Below are 17,445 nucleotides of genomic sequence, written 5' to 3'. Positions count from 1 at the left end.
CAATCACTCTCCATTCTATTGTAGGCTGCGGTTGTATCCGTCCTGTCTAATTTTGAGCCATTCCTGTAATCCTAAGCGATCCAGCTCCTGAGTATACTCGCTCCATTCTTGATCTGCTTTACCATTCTGATACCATTCTGTCCGTTTGCGTAGCATATACGGGAACAGATCAGCTTCAATAGTAGATAGACGATCCAGCTCATCGATACTGAAAAACACATTCGGGTACGTATAATCTGCCTGCATATGGGGCACCAGCACTTTTTTCATCAGATCCATCCGCCATTTAGCATCGTCTGGCATCGTTGTATATTTGCCAAAATAATCACTCAATATCGCCAGCGGGCCACCGATGCTTGTCTTCTGGCGCACCTCTACCGGTGCCGAGCCTTCTAGCGGAAGATGCTTCAGCATCTGCTTTTGCTCATCCAGCTTAAAAATATTTTGCTGGGTCGTATCGCCATACGTTCCCCAGTTATCCTGTACCGATTGGAGCGGCTCATACAGCTGATCCACCCATTTGGCGGTTTGCTCAAGCTGCTGGTTACTGCTGGTCACGACCATGCTGCCACGGAAAAAGCCCAGTGCATTGTTGCGCGTTACATTCACATTGCCATCTGGCCCTGCAAGCGGCGGCATCAGATCGTATTTATCATTCATTCCGGTGATATTCGCTTTGTCCCATGTAAAATACAAGCCGTACCGATCATCCTTGCCTTTGGCAAGATACGTATTCCAATCCTGCTGGAACGACTCAATATCGATCAAGCCATTCTTGTACAGATCATGAATATAATTGATCGCCTGTCGGTAGCCGGCCTGATTGCCAGTGAACAGCACTTTATGATCATTGGTCACAACGGTATGATCGGGATTGTCCCCCAGTCCAAAGGAAGCAAACAGAAAGGTCAGATTCTCGCCGCCCGGCTTGTCGATAAACGAAAGTGGAATCTCATCCGCCTTGCCATTGCCGTTCGGGTCCTGCGTTTTGAAGGCGGTCAGCACTTGCTTCAATTCGTCTGTTGTTGTAGGCATCTTCAGATTCAGCTTGTTCAGCCACTCCTGATTGATCCACGGCATATTATCTACCGATTGGATGCGCTCCTTATCCTTACCTAGCTCCTCGATCCACGGGAACGAATAAATATGTCCATCCGGCGCAGTGATCATCGTCCGATATTCCGGTCGCTCTGCGAGTACCTTTTTAAAATTAGGCATATACTGATCGATCAAATCCTCAAGCGGCACAATGGCGCCGTCCTTTGCCAGCTTGAGCAGATCATAATCACTATATTCTGCTGCAAAGATCGCATCGGGCAGATCACCGCTCGCAATCATCAGATTGCGCTTTTCGGCAAATACGTCGCTTGTATAGCTCGTCCACTCCACATGCACGCCTGTCTTCTTTTCCAGGCGCTGCACGACCAGCTTATCGTTCGGATCGGCAGGTGCGAGTGGAGAGCTGGACGTGAGAATATGCAAAATCGGCTTGCCGTCCGCTGTCTTCTGCGGCTGAGCTGCTTCGCCTCCGCAACCCGTAACGAGTAATGCCAGTGCAAGAACGGGAATACCGATAGCGCTGTAGATTCGTTTGCTGGTTGTGACTCTTTTCATGGATCGTAGCCTCCTCCGGTCATACCGGCATATTATGAAGTGCCTGTTTTGTATGGTTTAGACTAACGTTTATTTGAGCGAGCCGACCATCACACCTTTTTCAAAATACTTCTGAAAGAATGGATACATCACGATGAGCGGCAAGCTGGAAATAACAATTGATGAGTATTTGATCATTTCAGATAGACGTTTGAGCTCAGCCATCGCCTGCTGATCGCCAATCATGCCCGGTGCTGCCTGATTCTGGATCAGAATCGAGCGTAGTACGAGCTGAAGTGGAAACAGCTTGGAATCCTCCAGATAGATCATTGCGTCAAAGTACGAATTCCACTGCCCGACAAAGGCATATAGCGCCAGCACGAACATAATCGGCTTGGACAGTGGTAACACGATTCTGGTGAAAATAATCCGATCAGACGCACCATCCACATTCGCCGCTTCTTTTAGCTCACGTGAGATGCCTTTGAAAAAGGTACGTGCCAGAATGATATTCCACACATTGACCGCCCCCGGAATGAGTAGCGCCCACGGTGTATTAAGCATTCCCAGCTCGCGTATCAGCAGATACGTAGGAATCAATCCACCCCCGAAAAAGAGCGTAATAATCAGCATTGTCATGACGGTACGACGCCCAACGAGCGAATCATCTGCCAGCGCATAGCCTGCGCCGATCGATACGAGTACCGTAATGATCGAGAATGCCGCTGCATACCAGACCGAATTGAAAAATCCGCGAATCATCGCTTCATTGCTCAAAATTTTACGATATCCTTCCAGACTCCAATCGCCTGGATGAAATGACAGCCCACGATTCAGCAGCACCGTCGGATCCATAAACGAAGCGACGATAATATAGCCAAATGGAACAACGACCACCAGCACCGCGAGTAGCAGAAACAGCTTCATGCATACCAGCATAAACCGATCAAACGGCGAATTTTGAATGAGCATACGCATTCCTTCCCTTCATGAATAAATCCGGCTGCAATTAATACAGCCCCTGATTGTCATTCAGCTTCTTCACGATCATATTCACGCCGATCAGCAGCACGACATTAATTAGCGAGTTGAACAGCCCAACCGCGGCAGAATACGCATAATCGCCAGATTGTAGACCGATCTTGTACACATATGTTGCAATGATCTCCGATGCAGGCAGGTTCATCGACGTTTGCAACAGATACGCCTTTTCAAAGCCGATCGACATAATGCCACCCGCTGCTAAGATGAACACGATTGCCATGATTGGCTTTATGGTAGGTAGGTCGATATGCCAGATGCGTCGCAGCAGGCTAGCTCCATCCAGACTGGCGGCATTGTGTAACTCTGGGTCTACATTGGCAAGGGCAGCTACATAGATGATCGATGCCCAACCAGCCGTTGCCCAGATATCCGATAAAATGTACACCCAGCGGAAATATTCCGGATCGGTCATAAACATCATTGGCGATCCAGTAATCCAGCTCACCACCTGATTAATCGGGCCTGTTGGTGATAGGAAAATGAAGAGCATCCCGGCAATGACGATGACCGATACAAAATTAGGTGCATATAGAAATAGCTGAATATTCTTCTTGATGCCGCGGCGGCGAATCTGATTGAGCATCAGCGCTAGCAAAATCGGAATCGGAAAGCCACAGATGAGCCCGTATGCACTCAATTTAAGCGTATTCATGAAAATCGTCTCAAAGTTGGGTGAGGTGAGAAATTTCTCAAAATGCTTGAAGCCAACCCATTCGCTATTCCAAATTCCTCGAATCGGGCTAAAATCCTTAAACGCGATAATCGCCCCGTACATCGGGCCGTATTTGAAGATCAGTGTCAGTAGGAGTGCAGGCGTGAGCAGTAAATATAGAAATCGATTTTTCTTCAGCTGTGCCCACACTCCCCTACTGGTGCGGCGCGCATGCAGTAGCGTCTGTCCGGTATGCCGTTTCCCTGCTTTGGCGGAGCTTTCCATTCATGTTCCCCCATTTCATTGTTATGAATGACGCGATGCGTACTAATGTCGTCAAAGTAGCCTTACCTGCGAATTAAAGTAATCGCTTACATAATTGCTTCAGCAACAGTCCATGCTACAGCAAACGGCTACCTTTACAATGGTCAGCATTCATTTGTCACTTGTTCCATTTACAATTTAACAAATCAATTGTTCATATGTCAATATAAAATGTAAAAATAAAGAGGCAAAAATGCAATTATTAAGTGTGCATTTGCATAATATAAGTTTACATTTGTGCATCTATAATTGCTTTTGTGTGTAAACTGCTTTATATTCAAACTATGCAATGGGATGAGCGGAATAGTCTGATCCCTGCTTGCCCATCCCAACAATACAAAGGTGGATACGGACGATGACTCGTGAAAAAACAACCATTCAGCATATTGCCGATGCACTGGGCATTTCGCGCAACACTGCCTCCAAGGCACTCAATGACCATCCCTCGATTCCTGCTGACACCCGGCAAAAGGTGATTCAAAAAGCAATCGAGCTGAAATACAAGCAATTCGCTTATATGGAAACAGACAATCTGCTGCCTCGGCAGACAGGTAATATCGCGCTGTTAACAACCAATATGCCCAACACCTCGCACTTTGGCTCCGCGCTGATCAGCGGACTGGAGAAACGAATTAGCTCCGAAGGCTATAATTTATCCATTCATATTGTGCGCGACGATGAGCGTGATGCCGGCAAGCTGCCTAACAACTTTGACAGCACAGCTGTGGATGGAATCGTATGTATCGAGCTTTTTGATGCCGCTTACAGTGAGATGATCACCGGGCTGGGCATTCCAGCAATCTTTATCGATTGCGCTGCTACTACCGATTATTCCAGCTTCCAGGCCGATGTTCTCTTAATGGAAAATGAACATAGCATTTACCGACTGACCAAGCAGCTATTAGATAACGGCTACCAGCGTATCGGCTTTGTTGGCGACCGCTATCATTGCAAAAGCTTCCACGAGCGCTGGCTCGGTTATCGCCGGGCGCTGCTCGAACAGGAGATCGAGTTTGATCCAGCGCTATGTATTCTGGATGATGATCGCTATTTTATTTTCGAAACCGATTGGATGGAACACCGATTGGAACAGCTGAAGCAATGGCCTCAGGCATTTGTATGTGCCAACGACTTTATCGCTGTACGGCTGATGAAGGCACTCAAGGCACGCGGATTATCGCTACCACGTGATATTGGCATTACCGGCTTCGACGATGCCAACGAATCACGCATTGTTGAGCCGCATCTGACGACAGTGCATATTTATAGCAGTGATATGGGTGTGCGTGCAGCGGAAATGCTGCTCTCTCGCATTCGTCATCCGCAGCAGCCCTATTACACAACCCATATGCAGACGCATGTGCTTATTCGCGATTCCGCCCCGGCACTGAACAGGTCAGCAGACCTGATATCTCCTTCATCATAGAAAAGGTGCTTATACGAGGTGTACGCTACCTTCGAATCTCCTGAAGCCTATGTAAACCATAGACGAGTAGCGCTCGCAAGCTACACACATGCTATATACATGCCAATCAGCCCCGCGCTATACTGCTTCGAGTCGGATACGATCCGTCTACGAGCAGCATAATGTGGGGCTTCTTTGGATTGTAGCATTAGTTCAGTTTTACGCTGGTTGTTCCAGTTTTACTTTTAACATTACTCTCTCCTCACTTTCATCGAGAGTTGTTCAAACAAGTAACACATTTCCAATCATTTGCGTTTGCTTTCATTATATGGTACGTTCTGCTACACACACCGTATTGACTACTATTTTTATCCAATTATGATAAGTCCCTTGTCTACCTGATAGAGCAGTAGGTGAGATATTTAAAAACTGTACTACTACCCAGCTCTATTCGCGTGATAAAATAAAATACAGCGCTTTTTGTCATTGGCGTTATACGTATCGATGTGAAGACGGTTTAATTGAAGTGAACAACCCTGATCAGTAAAGGATGGATAAACCATGAGCACCGATATTTTGGAGCGTCTGCGTGTAGATACCGCTGATTCCCATCAACAGATTGAAAATAACAGCTATGCTCGCTCCATGATGGACAAGAGCATGACATTGCCACAGTATACACAATATTTGCAGTTGTTTTATGGCTTTTTGAAGCCACTGGAGCAACGTGCCATTCATTCTGGATTGCCAACCGAGCTTGGACTGGATATGGATATTCGCGGCAAAACCGCGTTGCTAGAAAGTGATCTGCTGCATCTCGGTCTAACCTCAGCGCAGCTATCCGAGCTTCCTCTATGTACTAATCTGCCTGACATCTCAACAGCAGAGCGATTGATCGGTTGCTTCTATGTGATCGAGGGCTCTACACTTGGCGGTCAGATTATTACGAAGCAATTAATGAAGTTCCTGCCAGTAGAGCCGGAAGCGGGCATTTCTTATTTTAATGGCTATGGTCAGCAGACACGCGATCAATGGCTGAGCTTCCGGGAGCTTATTTTAAAATACGGTCAATCGGATGCTAGTCGACATGAGATTGTTCATTCTGCACGCGAGACATTCGATCTGCTCCAGCAATGGATTAATGCTTAATGTAACGTATAACATGAGAATGGAGGCCCATCTTATATGTCTGATGCAAGTAATAACAACCAGCGTCTTAATCGTACACTGCTTACAGATGGAAACTTCATTACAAGCGAGCCCATCGATCTGACGAATTGCGATAAAGAACCGATTCACATTCCCGGACGTATTCAGCCACATGGCTTATTGCTTGCCGTTACTCGAGATAGCGAGCATAAGATCGTCCAGTGTAGCACGAACACCGATCAGCTGCTCGGTCGCCCTTCTAACGAGCTACTTGGACAACCACTGGAATCGGTCATTGGCGAGGAGCAATTATTTTCGCTGATGAGCGGTGATCTGACGGCAGAAGCGACGTCTGATCTTCAATATATCGAGATCAATGTGGAAGTGAATGGTGAGTTGGTCGAGTTCTATGCAGTACTGCATGAGAGCGAAGGCTTGATCATTATTGAAATGGAATGCCCGGCTGAGGATGAGTCGATGATCAGTAATGAATTTGAATGGATTCAGACGTTCTTCGGTCGTGTAAAGCAAACGACCAATCGTGCAGAAGCAAGTCAGGCTGCCGCCGATCAGATTCGTGATATGCTCGGCTATGATCGGGTCATGGTCTATGAATTCGATAGTCAATGGAACGGCAAGGTGATAGCCGAAGCGAGGCAGGCAGGACTGGAGCCATTTCTCGGACACCACTATCCAGCATCTGACATTCCGAAGCAAGCGCGTGAGCTATATTTGCGGAATTGGTTGCGTCTGATCGTCGATGTGAATTATACGCCGGTAGAGATTGTTCCAACAACACAACCGCTGACTGGCAAGCCACTGAACCTGAGTTTATCGGTTCTGCGTAGCGTCTCCCCACTGCATATTGAGTATTTGCACAATATGGGTGTGGGCGCAACGATGACCATTTCGCTTATTCATAACAATCAGCTATGGGGACTCATTACCTGTCACCATTATTCACCTAAATATATTTCGCATCGTAAGCGCAATCTGTGCAACTTCCTCGGTGCCTTCTTCTCGAACGAGCTGTATCAACGACAGCAGCTCGATGATTACGAATCCGAGCGTCAGCTTCGTAAAACGGCTCTGCGTATTGCCAGCATCTTCACCGGCAGTATGAACTCAATCCGTGTTGCCGAGCAACTGCATGATGAGGAGCATAGCCTGCTTGCGCTGATGAGCGCCTCCGGTGCGGCTGTGAGCTATCAGGATAAGCTACTGCTATATGGAGTAACACCCGAGCCTGGACAGGTACGTGAGCTAGCAGGCTGGATGGGCAGTCGTTCACGCGACTACATCTATTCGTCCTCCAGACTCAGTCTGGAATATGAACCAGCCAAAGCCTACAAGGCAAAAGCATCCGGGGCGCTCTATCTTGCTATCTCGCCAGGACTGCAAAATTATATCATCTGGTTCCGTCCCGAAGTGCTACAAATTGTAGAATGGGCAGGCGACCCGGCGAAGGCTGTCATTCAGGAAAACGATGGCTTCCGTCTGTCTCCACGCAAATCATTTGAAAAGTGGCGTCAGGTCGTGCAGTCCACGTCATTGCCGTGGCAGCCGAAGGAACTGAATATTTTGCCAGAGCTAAAAGCCATCGTGCATCGTCAAACGGAAAATCAGTTGCGCGAAATGGAGGAGCAGGCGCTACAGGATGCTCGCACCTTGCGCCGCAATGAACAGCGTTATATTCAGCTGATGGAAATGTCACCGGTAGCCTTCTTCACCCTGACCCATCGCAATATCATCTATTGCAATCATGAGGCAGCGGTATTGCTAGGCATGGAATCCAGTGAGCAGCTCACCGGGCTTGATTTCCTGCAATTCGTGCAGGATGAGTTCAAGGATGATATGATCCACTACCTGAATCAGCTGGAGCAAAATCTGATTCATATGATCTCCAACAATTCCTGCTTCAAAAATACATCCGGCGATTCGCTCAAGCTGGAGATTACGCTGGCAGCAATCAGCTACGGCGGTAAGCCGTCCGTGATGATCATTGCACGCGAATCGACACATGATATTGGCGTCTCCGAAGCGTATAGTGTCATGAGTGATCAGCTCCAAAGCTATATGGCAACCGATCCGCTGACCGATATGCCAAACCGGATGGCATTTGAGAAGATATTGATGGATAACTGGTATACCGCGATTCAGGAAGAACAGCTGGTATCGCTGTTGCTGATCGATATTGATGATCTGCGTGAATATAATGCGATCCATGGACTCAATGGCGGTGATCTATGTGTGCAATGGGTGGCAGACGTACTGAATGTGACCAGCTCACGCTGCGATGCAGAGATTGCTCGCTTCAGCGGTGGTACATTCATGCTACAGGTTCGTGGGAAGGATAAAGATAGCGTCGTCCAGCTTGCAGAGGATATTCGCAGCAGTGTGGTGGAGCTACAGATTCCTACTGGAAGCTCGTCGAACAGCGGATTTATCACAGTCAGTGTAGGTGGCGTGATGATGATGCCAGATCCACTGGTGCATCCAACCGACCTGATCCTGCGCGGTGAGGAAGCATTGATGCAAGCGAAGGCACTTGGGAAAAATCAAGTTGCTTTTTTATAGATGACATATTGTACAGCATCTGCTGTAGATCATTATCGTACGTATACGGAATGAATGGATATCAATTAATCATAACAAAAAGGTGCATGGGATCGCTGAGTATAAGCGATCCCATGCACCTTTTTTAGTTATACGAGCTAGTTTCCTTACACGATGCATGATGCGATCCCATCGAGCTATTCATTTGAAGATAATGGATCGTCGATCGAGCGGTTATTCACGATAATAGCTTCCTACCATATGAAGCTGCCTGGACTTGACGATCTGAAAGGGGTACAGGTAACCGTGACGTAATTTACGCTTCCCTTTTCCCCAGATATCCGTACCGGATGTGAACCGATAGGCTTGATCGATAAATTTGGAGCAATAATTATGCTTGATATCGTCCATTCCGGTATTCAAGCGATAGGCGGTTACGCTGTGTACATGCTGCTCTGCCCATACCGCAGCCTCCGCCCCAACACCCTCATCCTGCGCGCGAAATACGATAAAACGGTCACCTGCATAAAATCGCTTCACATACCATTCCACCGTATCCGAGAATACCGGGCCAAATGGATGCACATGGTACACGCGTCCATCCGTTCCGAGGATGCCCATATGACCTGCATAATACGTCGATTCCGAGCTTGGCGTATAAATAATGTCACCTGCGCGCAACGGAATTTCGCGAATACGAGATACAGGCAGATCGTCCTTCTGTTGCCGTACAGCAGCACGTCTACGGGGCACTTCTACTAGCGCGCGGTGAAAGATACCTGCAACCGCCAGATACACCTCTGCCCACTGAATACGTCCATCCTGATCACGGTCGAACACCTTTTGCAAAAATGACCGTATACGTCCCTTTTTCTTTTCCATCGTACACCTCAATCGTATGGCAGCCTGCCACTAGAAATATAGACATTTCCAGCAGACAGACATTGCTTTTAAAATAGCTTGAAATAACTTACCTGCTGTATGATTACCCACTACTCGCCTGTACTTTATCTATCGAGTCGCGTATGATGTAAAGTAATTTTAGTGTGGTACCTACATAAGATGCAAATTCATAACGAAAGGAGCAATGATGATGCATATTTTCGATCTTCATTGTGATGCCCTATACAAAATCGCGGAGTCCAGAGGTACGCTTAGCTATAGCGATGCACCGGAGCTGGATACCAATTATGCACGACTACAGGAAGGCGAGGTACGGATGCAGGGCTTTGCAATTTTCGTTGACCCGGAGCTACCTGATCCGCTTCGCTTCCAAAATGCGCTCGATCAGGTGCATTATTTCTATGACGAAGTGCTGGATAAGCATCCGAATATGGTACATATTACCGAGTGGTCTGATATTGCCGCGCTACAGCCGGGACAAATCGGTGCCCTGTTAACGTTAGAAGGGGTTGACCCGATCGGCAATGATCTGAAAAAGATGAATATTCTATATCGACTCGGAGTACGCTCGGTTGGTCTGACATGGAACTTTGCCAATCTAGCGGCAGACGGGGCGCTTGAGGAGCGTGGAGCCGGGCTGACTGCATTTGGGCGTGAGCTGGTGACCCTGTTCAACCGCAATCAGATACTGACCGATGTGAGCCACCTATGCGAGCGTGCCTTCTGGGATGTGCTGGAGGTGGCGAAGTATCCATTTGCCTCCCATTCCAATGCACGCGCGATTCTGGATCATCCGCGTAATCTCACGGATGCACAGGCACAGGCGATGTTCCAGCGTGACGCGATGATTCATGTGGTGTACTGTCCGTATTTCATTAGCGAGCAGGAGCCTGTGAGCATCACTGATTTGCTGCGGCATATTGACCACTTTTGTTCGCTTGGTGGAGTAAAGCATATTGGGCTAGGCTCAGACTTTGACGGCATTGCCTACCATGTTCACGATCTGGAGCACGCTGGACAATCGCAGCGTGTGATCGATGAGCTGCTCAAGCATTATAGTGAGGAACAGGTGCGTGGATTCGCGCATGAGAATTTTCTGCGGCATCTGCCGCGATGAAAGGCTACATCAGCATCTAGCTGAGCATATCGCTGTGTATGCGGCTATATAATATATTGCTATATGTGGCTGTGTATTGGGCGATGTATATGACAGTGTATGTACTCGTTCAAACCAAAAAACCTGCATTCGTTTGCTACTCAACGGATACAGGTTTTTTGATTATTCATTATAAAATAGAGCGATGTTATTTTCTTACCCCTTCCCAATGCTTAAACTGTCCTCCTTTTTGGATCACATCCTCATTCGGGAAAATTTGAGTCCATTGCCCCACGCCGCGATCCGTATAGGTGTAGGTTCGGTCAGGCTCATCCTTAAACGTTACATACATCGGAAATGTCGGTAGCTTGCCTATTTTCGTATCTATACTTAAAATGTTGGACGCTTCTATGTTTTGCTGCTGAACTAAATAGTCGGTTAAGCCTTCTTTTAAGTGGTTGATTTTCATCTGTATGCCTGCAAAAGAAATTATCACTACCATCAACAATAAAATCATGATCCACCAGCGTTTTTTCATAAAACTCCTTTCAAAAACAGCCTTGCTAACTCCAATCGAATTAGCAAGGCTATTTAGATGATCTATTCTGTAATGCTATCCCTCCAGCTCAAGCTCCAAACTGTGCCGCATGTAATCGTGCATATGCGCCGCCTGCGCTGATCAGCTCATCGTGCGCGCCTTGCTCCGCAATGCCTTCCGGTGTCACGACGATAATGCGGTCAGCGTTCTTAATCGTAGCCAGACGATGCGCGATGATTAGCGTGGTGCGCCCGACAGCCAGCTCGTTCAGCGACTGCTGGATCGCTGCTTCGGTTTCTGTATCGAGCGCTGAGGTTGCTTCATCCAGAATAAGGATCGGCGGATTTTTGAGAAACATACGTGCAATCGACAGACGCTGCTTCTGTCCACCCGACAGCTTCACACCACGCTCACCGATGATCGTATCCAGCCCTTCTGGATACGATTGGATCAACGTCTCCAGCTGCGCTCGGCGTGCTGCCTGCCAGACCTCCTCCTCGGTCGCATTCAGCTTACCATATGAGATATTTTCCCGAATCGTGCCGTCAAACAGGAACACATCCTGCTGTACGATCCCAATCTGCGTCCGTAGTGAGGATAAGGTCATCTGCCGCACATCCATGCCATCGATGCTAATCTCTCCGCTCTGAATATCATAAAAGCGTGGCAACAGACTGCATAACGTCGTTTTCCCCGCACCGGATGGCCCGACCAGTGCGACCGTTTCACCTGCGATAATATCCAGATGAATATTGTTTAAAATAGGCTCCTTACCTTCATAGCCGAAGGTCACGCCACGATAGCGAATCGCTCCCTTGAGCGGAGGAGCAGGCACAGCACCCGGCAGATCATGAATCTCAGTATCCGTATTAAGCAGCTCTTCATAGCGGCGGAAGCCAGCAATTCCTTTTGGATACGTCTCAATGACCGCGTTCAATTGCTTGATCGGTGTCAGGAATACATTCGACAGCAATACAAACGCGATAAAGTCACCATATGTCATCCCACGCTCCAGCACAAACCATGTTCCACATACGAGCGAGAATAAGGATACAAACTTGATCAAAATGTAGCTGATCGACGAGTTCCACGCCATAATCCGATAGGCGAGCAGCTTCGTACGACGGAAGCTTCCGTTATCTGTAGCGAACTGAGCAATCTCATGCTCCTCATTAGCAAAAGCCTGCACGACACGCATACCGCTCACATTGTTCTCTACACGAGCGTTAAAGTTAGCGATGTCGCCGAATAGCTTGTTAAAGGCACGCGACATTTTACTACCGAAAAAGATCGACAGATAGATCATAAACGGAATGACGATAAACGTGAGAATCGCCAGCTCCAGATTCAGATTTGCCATCAAAATAAACGCACCGATTAGCGTCATAATCGCAATAAACAGATCCTCTGGGCCGTGATGCGCAATCTCCCCGATATCCATCAGATCACTCGTCATACGCGAGACGAGATGACCGGTCTTGGCATTATCGAAAAAGCGAAATGGCAAACGCTGAATATGATCAAACAGCTTCTTACGCATGTCCGTCTCAATATTAATCCCCAGCTTATGCCCCCAGTAGGTCACAATATATTGCAAAATCGAGCTCACTAAAAAGATACCGAACAAACCTGCACACGCCCACAAAATAAGCGACCAGTCTCCACCAGGCAGCAGATCATCGATCACTCGCTGTACGGCAATCGGAAAAGCCAGCTCCAGTAATGCCGCCACGACTGCGCAGCCAAAATCCAGTATAAACAGTCCTCTATACGGCCTGTAATAAGCAAAAAAACGACGTAGCATATGTATGATTCCCCCTCTTCTACCGCTGTATTACTCCAGCTTGAATACGAGCGGTTAAGCTGCTTGAGCCGACTCGGTAATCAGGCTCAGACACACAGCAGCGCTGAATGAACAGTCGATTATAGCATGGACTGTTTATTCAGCGCCGCTTCTGTACGGGAATAGTATAGCATCTTTATTTTAAAATGAGAACGATTATCAATTAAAAAATTCCCATTATTTGTGGATCGCTTACATAAATGCACGAATAAAATAAATGACCGGCACGGCCACTACATAAAACATCGTAAAAGAAATACGCTGTGGGCGTGGCAGCGTCAACAGTCCGATCACAATCCCAGCCATCAATAGCGCCATGCCTGACAGTACCGCTCCTCTCGTCTGAAACAGAACGTACACCGCAATTGCCGCCATTACGAGCAGCCAGCTAATCCATTTGTACATGTTATTGTTCACTAATGTCATGTTGATACACCTCACTCTGAATAATCGATTGTCGTCTACTGAATGGAATGATTGCTCTGGCACCTTCTGGCAAGCTAGGCGATGTCTATTATATGCTCGCTGGAGATGCCATGATGAAATGCCTGAGTTTGTAAATTTAGGTTAGAGCAATGTTAAGCCATACAGAGTCTACTATGTATATCAACCGATTTAGAGAGGGTGTATCAAAAAATGTACATATTCTTTTGGATTTTTTTGTAGTGAAAATATGGAGAAGGGTAGAGAATGGTCTGGGATGCTGCAACCGCTCAGGCAAGGAATAAGGGAACGGACTCGGGTGGAGCCGCGGGAATCTTTTGGATTAGGAAGGAATGTAGATTCCTGCCCCTCCAAAGCGGTAAGATATTTTGCTTCGCAAAAATCACTTTTCATTGAACCCTGTGTTAGAAAATCGCTAACACTATAAGGCGTCCTTTTCCCTTATTTCCTTGCCTTCGCTCGGTGCGAATCCCGACTTTTTTTGCGCATGAGGTCGTTTATATTTCTCACCTGCATATTGTTGTGGCGTGCATTTTTATGTCTAAAAAAATACAGCCTGCTGATGGCAGGCTGCTTGGTATGGTTCTATAATTATTCCCACGAATATTTGAAGCCCCACTGAGCGCGAACCTCATCAAGGATACGCATGATCGCCAGCGATTCATCAAGTGGCATAATGTCGCTTTCGAGCTTGCCTTCGAGAATAAGGCGACCAGCTTCTTCGGCTTCGAAGGCATAGCCCTCGCATTCACGGTCGTCGGTGAATGTTTCGACTTCTTCGCCTTCTACATATAGCGAAGCTTCACGGCTGAACAGGAATTGTGGGATATGAATATAGCCCTCGGTGCCGTGAATATACGCTTCATTCGGTAGGAGGAGACGGATCGAGCCGTTTAATGTGGCTGTGCGTCCACCGGAATAGCCAAGGATGATCGAGAATTGCTCGTCTACGCCCGTTTCTCCCATATGGGCAGTGCTAACAATTTTTTCGGGCTGTGCGCCGAAGATCATCGATGCGAACGATACCGGATAGATACCGGTATCGAGTAATGCACCGCCGCCCAGTTCAGGATTTAGCAGGCGATGCTCCGGTTCCCATGGCATGCGGAAGCCAAACTCTGCCTTAGTGAGCAGCACCTCGCCGATTCGTCCATCACGAATCCATTCGCGTACTTTGCGCAGTGGCGGCAGGAAGCGTGTCCACATGCCTTCCATCAGGAACAGCTTCTTTTCACGAGCAAGGGCGATCATTTCTTCCAGTTCACCGGCATTAATCGTAAATGGCTTTTCGCATAGTACATGCTTACCTGCATGCAGCGCTTTGAGCACATTTTCTTTATGTAACGGATGCGGAGTTCCCACATAGACAGCGTCTAGCTCCGGGTCTTCCAGCATTTTGTCGTAATCATCATACGCGCGGGTCATATTGTACTTTTGTACAAAAGCTTCCGCACTTTCCATACTACGAGAGCTGGCTGCATAAGCAACACCATTACTCGTAAAAGGTAAATCCGCGATAAATTTGTTAGAGATGCCGCCGGTTCCGACCACACCCCAGTTTAGCTTGCGTTCATTCGGTTGAGACATATTGCATAACCTCCTGTCGAAATTCATCTTGTACGGGCTGAATCGAGAACAAATCTAACATCAGGGTAGAGCGCTTACAGCTGAATGAAGCCGAGCTGTATCCCATCATTATACCTCAATCTGACCGATCTGCTCTAGAATTGCCACTACTCTATCTATTTCACCATTCTACCTTCTTATCAAGCGTAACGATTCTAGCCGCAGGTGTATAGCATTATTCTGATCGGTTATATCATATATTTGCGCTACATCATGAATAGGCGCATCCTCCGCTCACCATAGAGCGATCGATGCGCCTGTATAGAAGCTGTTACTGTTACACCTTTACCCATCTTGCTGGCTTCAATGAAATCAATTATTCGCGGTGAACATCCGTTATCACTGAAAAAAATAATGTCCCCTCGAAAGGCTGTACATATAATCCCGATGAATCGTCTTCAGACATGCGTTCAACAAGCGCTGTCATTTGGGGCTTCTTGAACATATCTTCTTCCCTACGATACTTCATCTGATTCTCATCCCGACTCTATCCATTAGTGCTGACTTTTCTTACATTTTAATGCTGAATCTTCTCACGTTCTTTCCCTTTATCTGCCTCACCTGCATTACGGCTAGCCGCTTCGCGATCCTGCTGCATTTCCTCAACGGTTTTGACCTGTAGACGTGTATTACCTGTATATTGACGAGTAGGCAGCAATGGGCCTTCCTGTAGACGCTGTTTGGCTGCTGCAATCGCATCGGTATATTGTGGCAGCCATGCTTCGCCAGCTACCAGCATCTCGTCCACCATTTGCCAGATTTCCGGTGGATTGCATACCGCGCCCACGAGTGGGTCCATCATAAAGGCCTGACGCAGTAGCTGGTCGTCTCCATGCACCGCCGCTTCTACAGCCAGACGCTGAACGGAGATGCTCACATTGCAGACTGCTGCTGGGCCGAGCGGTAATGCACCCACATGAGGCATCGAGATGCCGTTACGATCCACATAGCCTGGCGCTTCGATGACGGCATCGTCAGGCAGATTGCTAATAATACCGCGATTGATCGTATTAAAATGTCCACGATAGACGCGTCCCGTCTCCAATGCTTCAATAATATACGAGCCATGCTCCTCACTGCGCTCTTCTGCGACAAAGCGCTTCGGCTCCTCCTTCATCCAGTTCGGGAAATCCGTCTCAAACCAGTTCCGTCCCTCCGTGCATACACGCAGATAACCCCCCGTTTCACCGTTGATCCAGCTGTTCATATCGATCCAATCGACAATTTCCTCTGGACGCTTACGATACCACGGTACATATTCACTCAGATGACCATTCGATTCTGTGCTGTAATAACCAAAACGACGCAGCATATCGATACGTACCTTCTCAGTACGACTGTATTCAGGATGCTGTTCAAAGGCTTCCAGCAATCCTGCTGTGAGATCGCGACCTTCGTGAGAAGCCTTGATATACCAGGTCTGATGGTTGATGCCTGCACAGATGATATCGACATCCTTTTTATCCAGACCATATACCTCGGCAATCTGATGATGACCATGCTGCACGCCATGACAGAGCCCTATCGTACGCACGCCTCCATAGGTATTACAAGCCCAGGTGAGCATCGCCATCGGATTCGAATAGTTGAGCAGCAGTACATCCGGTGCAGCCACCTCACGAATATCGCGGCATACATTCAGTATCTCAGCAATACCGCGCTGACCGTACATAATTCCACCCGCAGATAACGTATCGCCGACACACTGATCAACACCGTACTTGAGCGGAATATCGATATCTGTTGCAAATGCCTCCAGACCTCCTACGCGAAATGTACAGATGACATATTTCGCATTCCGCAGCGCTTCGCGGCGATCTGTGGTTGATTGAATTGTGATGTCTAGCCCATTTTCCACAATATCGCGCTGACATAGCTGGGTGACCATATCGAGATTGTGCGGAGCAATATCTGTAAATGCGATTTCAATATGAGCAAATTCGGGCACAGCCAGTAGATCGCGTAAAAGACCGCGTGTAAAACCGATACTTCCTGCACCAACAAAAGCTACTTTAAATGACATCTTGTGTCCCCTCCATCATTGGTTATCATTTTGATCCAGCGTGTAATATGCTCAACCCTATGCTGTACTGATCCCTTTTCGTTCATCGAGACAATGCTGTGTGAATCGCTGGGCAGCAACATGTTTCAATATACTGAATGGAGCGGATATCGCTTGCTATCCAGCATATGCAGCTAGCACTGGATTGCTTTTATTGTAATCCCGATCAAAAGTAAAGCGTTATCAATATCATCACCAGTTGCTAGCATA

Annotated in this window: 13 protein-coding genes; 4 read left to right on the top strand and 9 right to left on the bottom strand. The window is 47.5% G+C overall.

The features are described 5' to 3' along the window. Positions 1-15: 15 nt before the first annotated feature. The 3 genes from IEX62_RS17855 to IEX62_RS17845 all read right to left on the bottom strand — a co-directional run bounded on the left by IEX62_RS17855 (position 16) and on the right by IEX62_RS17845 (position 3,574). Positions 16-1,614: an extracellular solute-binding protein gene (locus tag IEX62_RS17855; RefSeq protein ID WP_188776910.1), complete on the bottom strand. Its 1,599-nt coding sequence runs from the start codon at positions 1,612-1,614 to the stop codon at positions 16-18. Positions 1,615-1,683: 69 nt separating this feature from the next. Next, positions 1,684-2,565, bottom strand: coding sequence for a carbohydrate ABC transporter permease (locus IEX62_RS17850; protein WP_188776909.1), 882 nt, complete (start codon positions 2,563-2,565; stop codon positions 1,684-1,686). A gap of 37 nt (positions 2,566-2,602) precedes the next feature. Then, entirely contained in the window at positions 2,603-3,574 is a 972-nt protein-coding gene (locus tag IEX62_RS17845) for an ABC transporter permease (RefSeq protein ID WP_188776908.1), read from the bottom strand. Between the two features lie 394 nt (positions 3,575-3,968). On the opposite strand from IEX62_RS17845, the gene IEX62_RS17840 reads away from it, so the two are divergent. The 3 genes from IEX62_RS17840 to IEX62_RS17830 all read left to right on the top strand — a co-directional run bounded on the left by IEX62_RS17840 (position 3,969) and on the right by IEX62_RS17830 (position 8,744). Beyond that, positions 3,969-5,039: a LacI family DNA-binding transcriptional regulator gene (locus tag IEX62_RS17840; RefSeq protein ID WP_188776907.1), complete on the top strand. Its 1,071-nt coding sequence runs from the start codon at positions 3,969-3,971 to the stop codon at positions 5,037-5,039. Between the two features lie 540 nt (positions 5,040-5,579). After that, complete coding sequence (locus tag IEX62_RS17835) at positions 5,580-6,167, top strand: biliverdin-producing heme oxygenase (RefSeq protein WP_188776906.1); 588 nt, start codon at positions 5,580-5,582, stop codon at positions 6,165-6,167. Positions 6,168-6,203: 36 nt separating this feature from the next. Next, complete coding sequence (locus IEX62_RS17830) at positions 6,204-8,744, top strand: diguanylate cyclase domain-containing protein (protein WP_188776905.1); 2,541 nt, start codon at positions 6,204-6,206, stop codon at positions 8,742-8,744. A 213-nt stretch (positions 8,745-8,957) separates the two neighbouring features. Here IEX62_RS17830 and IEX62_RS17825 read toward each other — a convergent pair whose 3' ends face one another. Then, complete coding sequence (locus tag IEX62_RS17825; RefSeq protein ID WP_229685907.1) at positions 8,958-9,605, bottom strand: hypothetical protein; 648 nt, start codon at positions 9,603-9,605, stop codon at positions 8,958-8,960. Between the two features lie 211 nt (positions 9,606-9,816). Here IEX62_RS17825 and IEX62_RS17820 point away from each other — a divergent pair, with 211 nt between their 5' ends. Continuing rightward, on the top strand, positions 9,817-10,743 hold the full coding sequence (locus IEX62_RS17820) for a dipeptidase (protein ID WP_188776904.1): 927 nt from the start codon (positions 9,817-9,819) through the stop codon (positions 10,741-10,743). A gap of 187 nt (positions 10,744-10,930) precedes the next feature. Here IEX62_RS17820 and IEX62_RS17815 read toward each other — a convergent pair whose 3' ends face one another. From IEX62_RS17815 to IEX62_RS17795, 5 genes are all read right to left on the bottom strand, one after another. Further along, the gene (locus tag IEX62_RS17815; RefSeq protein WP_188776903.1) at positions 10,931-11,260 is read right to left on the bottom strand and encodes a DUF3139 domain-containing protein; all 330 of its coding nucleotides are present in this window, start codon (positions 11,258-11,260) and stop codon (positions 10,931-10,933) included. Between the two features lie 88 nt (positions 11,261-11,348). Beyond that, on the bottom strand, positions 11,349-13,064 hold the full coding sequence (locus tag IEX62_RS17810; RefSeq protein WP_188776902.1) for an ABC transporter ATP-binding protein: 1,716 nt from the start codon (positions 13,062-13,064) through the stop codon (positions 11,349-11,351). Positions 13,065-13,295: 231 nt separating this feature from the next. After that, the gene (locus IEX62_RS17805) at positions 13,296-13,529 is read right to left on the bottom strand and encodes a hypothetical protein (RefSeq protein ID WP_188776901.1); all 234 of its coding nucleotides are present in this window, start codon (positions 13,527-13,529) and stop codon (positions 13,296-13,298) included. Between the two features lie 609 nt (positions 13,530-14,138). Then, a complete protein-coding gene (locus IEX62_RS17800; RefSeq protein ID WP_188776900.1) occupies positions 14,139-15,134 on the bottom strand; it encodes a Gfo/Idh/MocA family protein in 996 nt (331 codons plus the stop codon). 556 nt (positions 15,135-15,690) lie between these two features. Continuing rightward, positions 15,691-17,196 (bottom strand): alpha-glucosidase/alpha-galactosidase, encoded by a 1,506-nt coding sequence (locus IEX62_RS17795; RefSeq protein WP_188776899.1) that lies wholly within the window; start codon positions 17,194-17,196, stop codon positions 15,691-15,693. Positions 17,197-17,445 lie beyond the last annotated feature (249 nt).

The organism is Paenibacillus hunanensis, from assembly GCF_014645615.1.
Lineage (GTDB): Bacteria > Bacillota > Bacilli > Paenibacillales > Paenibacillaceae > Saccharibacillus > Saccharibacillus hunanensis.
The sequence above is the reverse complement of the archived record's forward strand: the minus strand, read 5'-3'. Positions and strand labels throughout refer to the sequence as shown.

Bases quoted from the DNA above. Each gene is read 5' to 3' on its own strand.
- IEX62_RS17855 (WP_188776910.1), bottom strand. From the start codon at position 1,614: ATGAAAAGAGTCACAACCAGCAAACGAATCTACAGCGCTATCGGTATT.
- IEX62_RS17850 (WP_188776909.1), bottom strand. From the start codon at position 2,565: ATGCTCATTCAAAATTCGCCGTTTGATCGGTTTATGCTGGTATGCATG.
- IEX62_RS17845 (WP_188776908.1), bottom strand. From the start codon at position 3,574: ATGGAAAGCTCCGCCAAAGCAGGGAAACGGCATACCGGACAGACGCTA.
- IEX62_RS17840 (WP_188776907.1), top strand. From the start codon at position 3,969: ATGACTCGTGAAAAAACAACCATTCAGCATATTGCCGATGCACTGGGC.
- IEX62_RS17835 (WP_188776906.1), top strand. From the start codon at position 5,580: ATGAGCACCGATATTTTGGAGCGTCTGCGTGTAGATACCGCTGATTCC.
- IEX62_RS17830 (WP_188776905.1), top strand. From the start codon at position 6,204: ATGTCTGATGCAAGTAATAACAACCAGCGTCTTAATCGTACACTGCTT.
- IEX62_RS17825 (WP_229685907.1), bottom strand. From the start codon at position 9,605: ATGGAAAAGAAAAAGGGACGTATACGGTCATTTTTGCAAAAGGTGTTC.
- IEX62_RS17820 (WP_188776904.1), top strand. From the start codon at position 9,817: ATGCATATTTTCGATCTTCATTGTGATGCCCTATACAAAATCGCGGAG.
- IEX62_RS17815 (WP_188776903.1), bottom strand. From the start codon at position 11,260: ATGAAAAAACGCTGGTGGATCATGATTTTATTGTTGATGGTAGTGATA.
- IEX62_RS17810 (WP_188776902.1), bottom strand. From the start codon at position 13,064: ATGCTACGTCGTTTTTTTGCTTATTACAGGCCGTATAGAGGACTGTTT.
- IEX62_RS17805 (WP_188776901.1), bottom strand. From the start codon at position 13,529: ATGACATTAGTGAACAATAACATGTACAAATGGATTAGCTGGCTGCTC.
- IEX62_RS17800 (WP_188776900.1), bottom strand. From the start codon at position 15,134: ATGTCTCAACCGAATGAACGCAAGCTAAACTGGGGTGTGGTCGGAACC.
- IEX62_RS17795 (WP_188776899.1), bottom strand. From the start codon at position 17,196: ATGTCATTTAAAGTAGCTTTTGTTGGTGCAGGAAGTATCGGTTTTACA.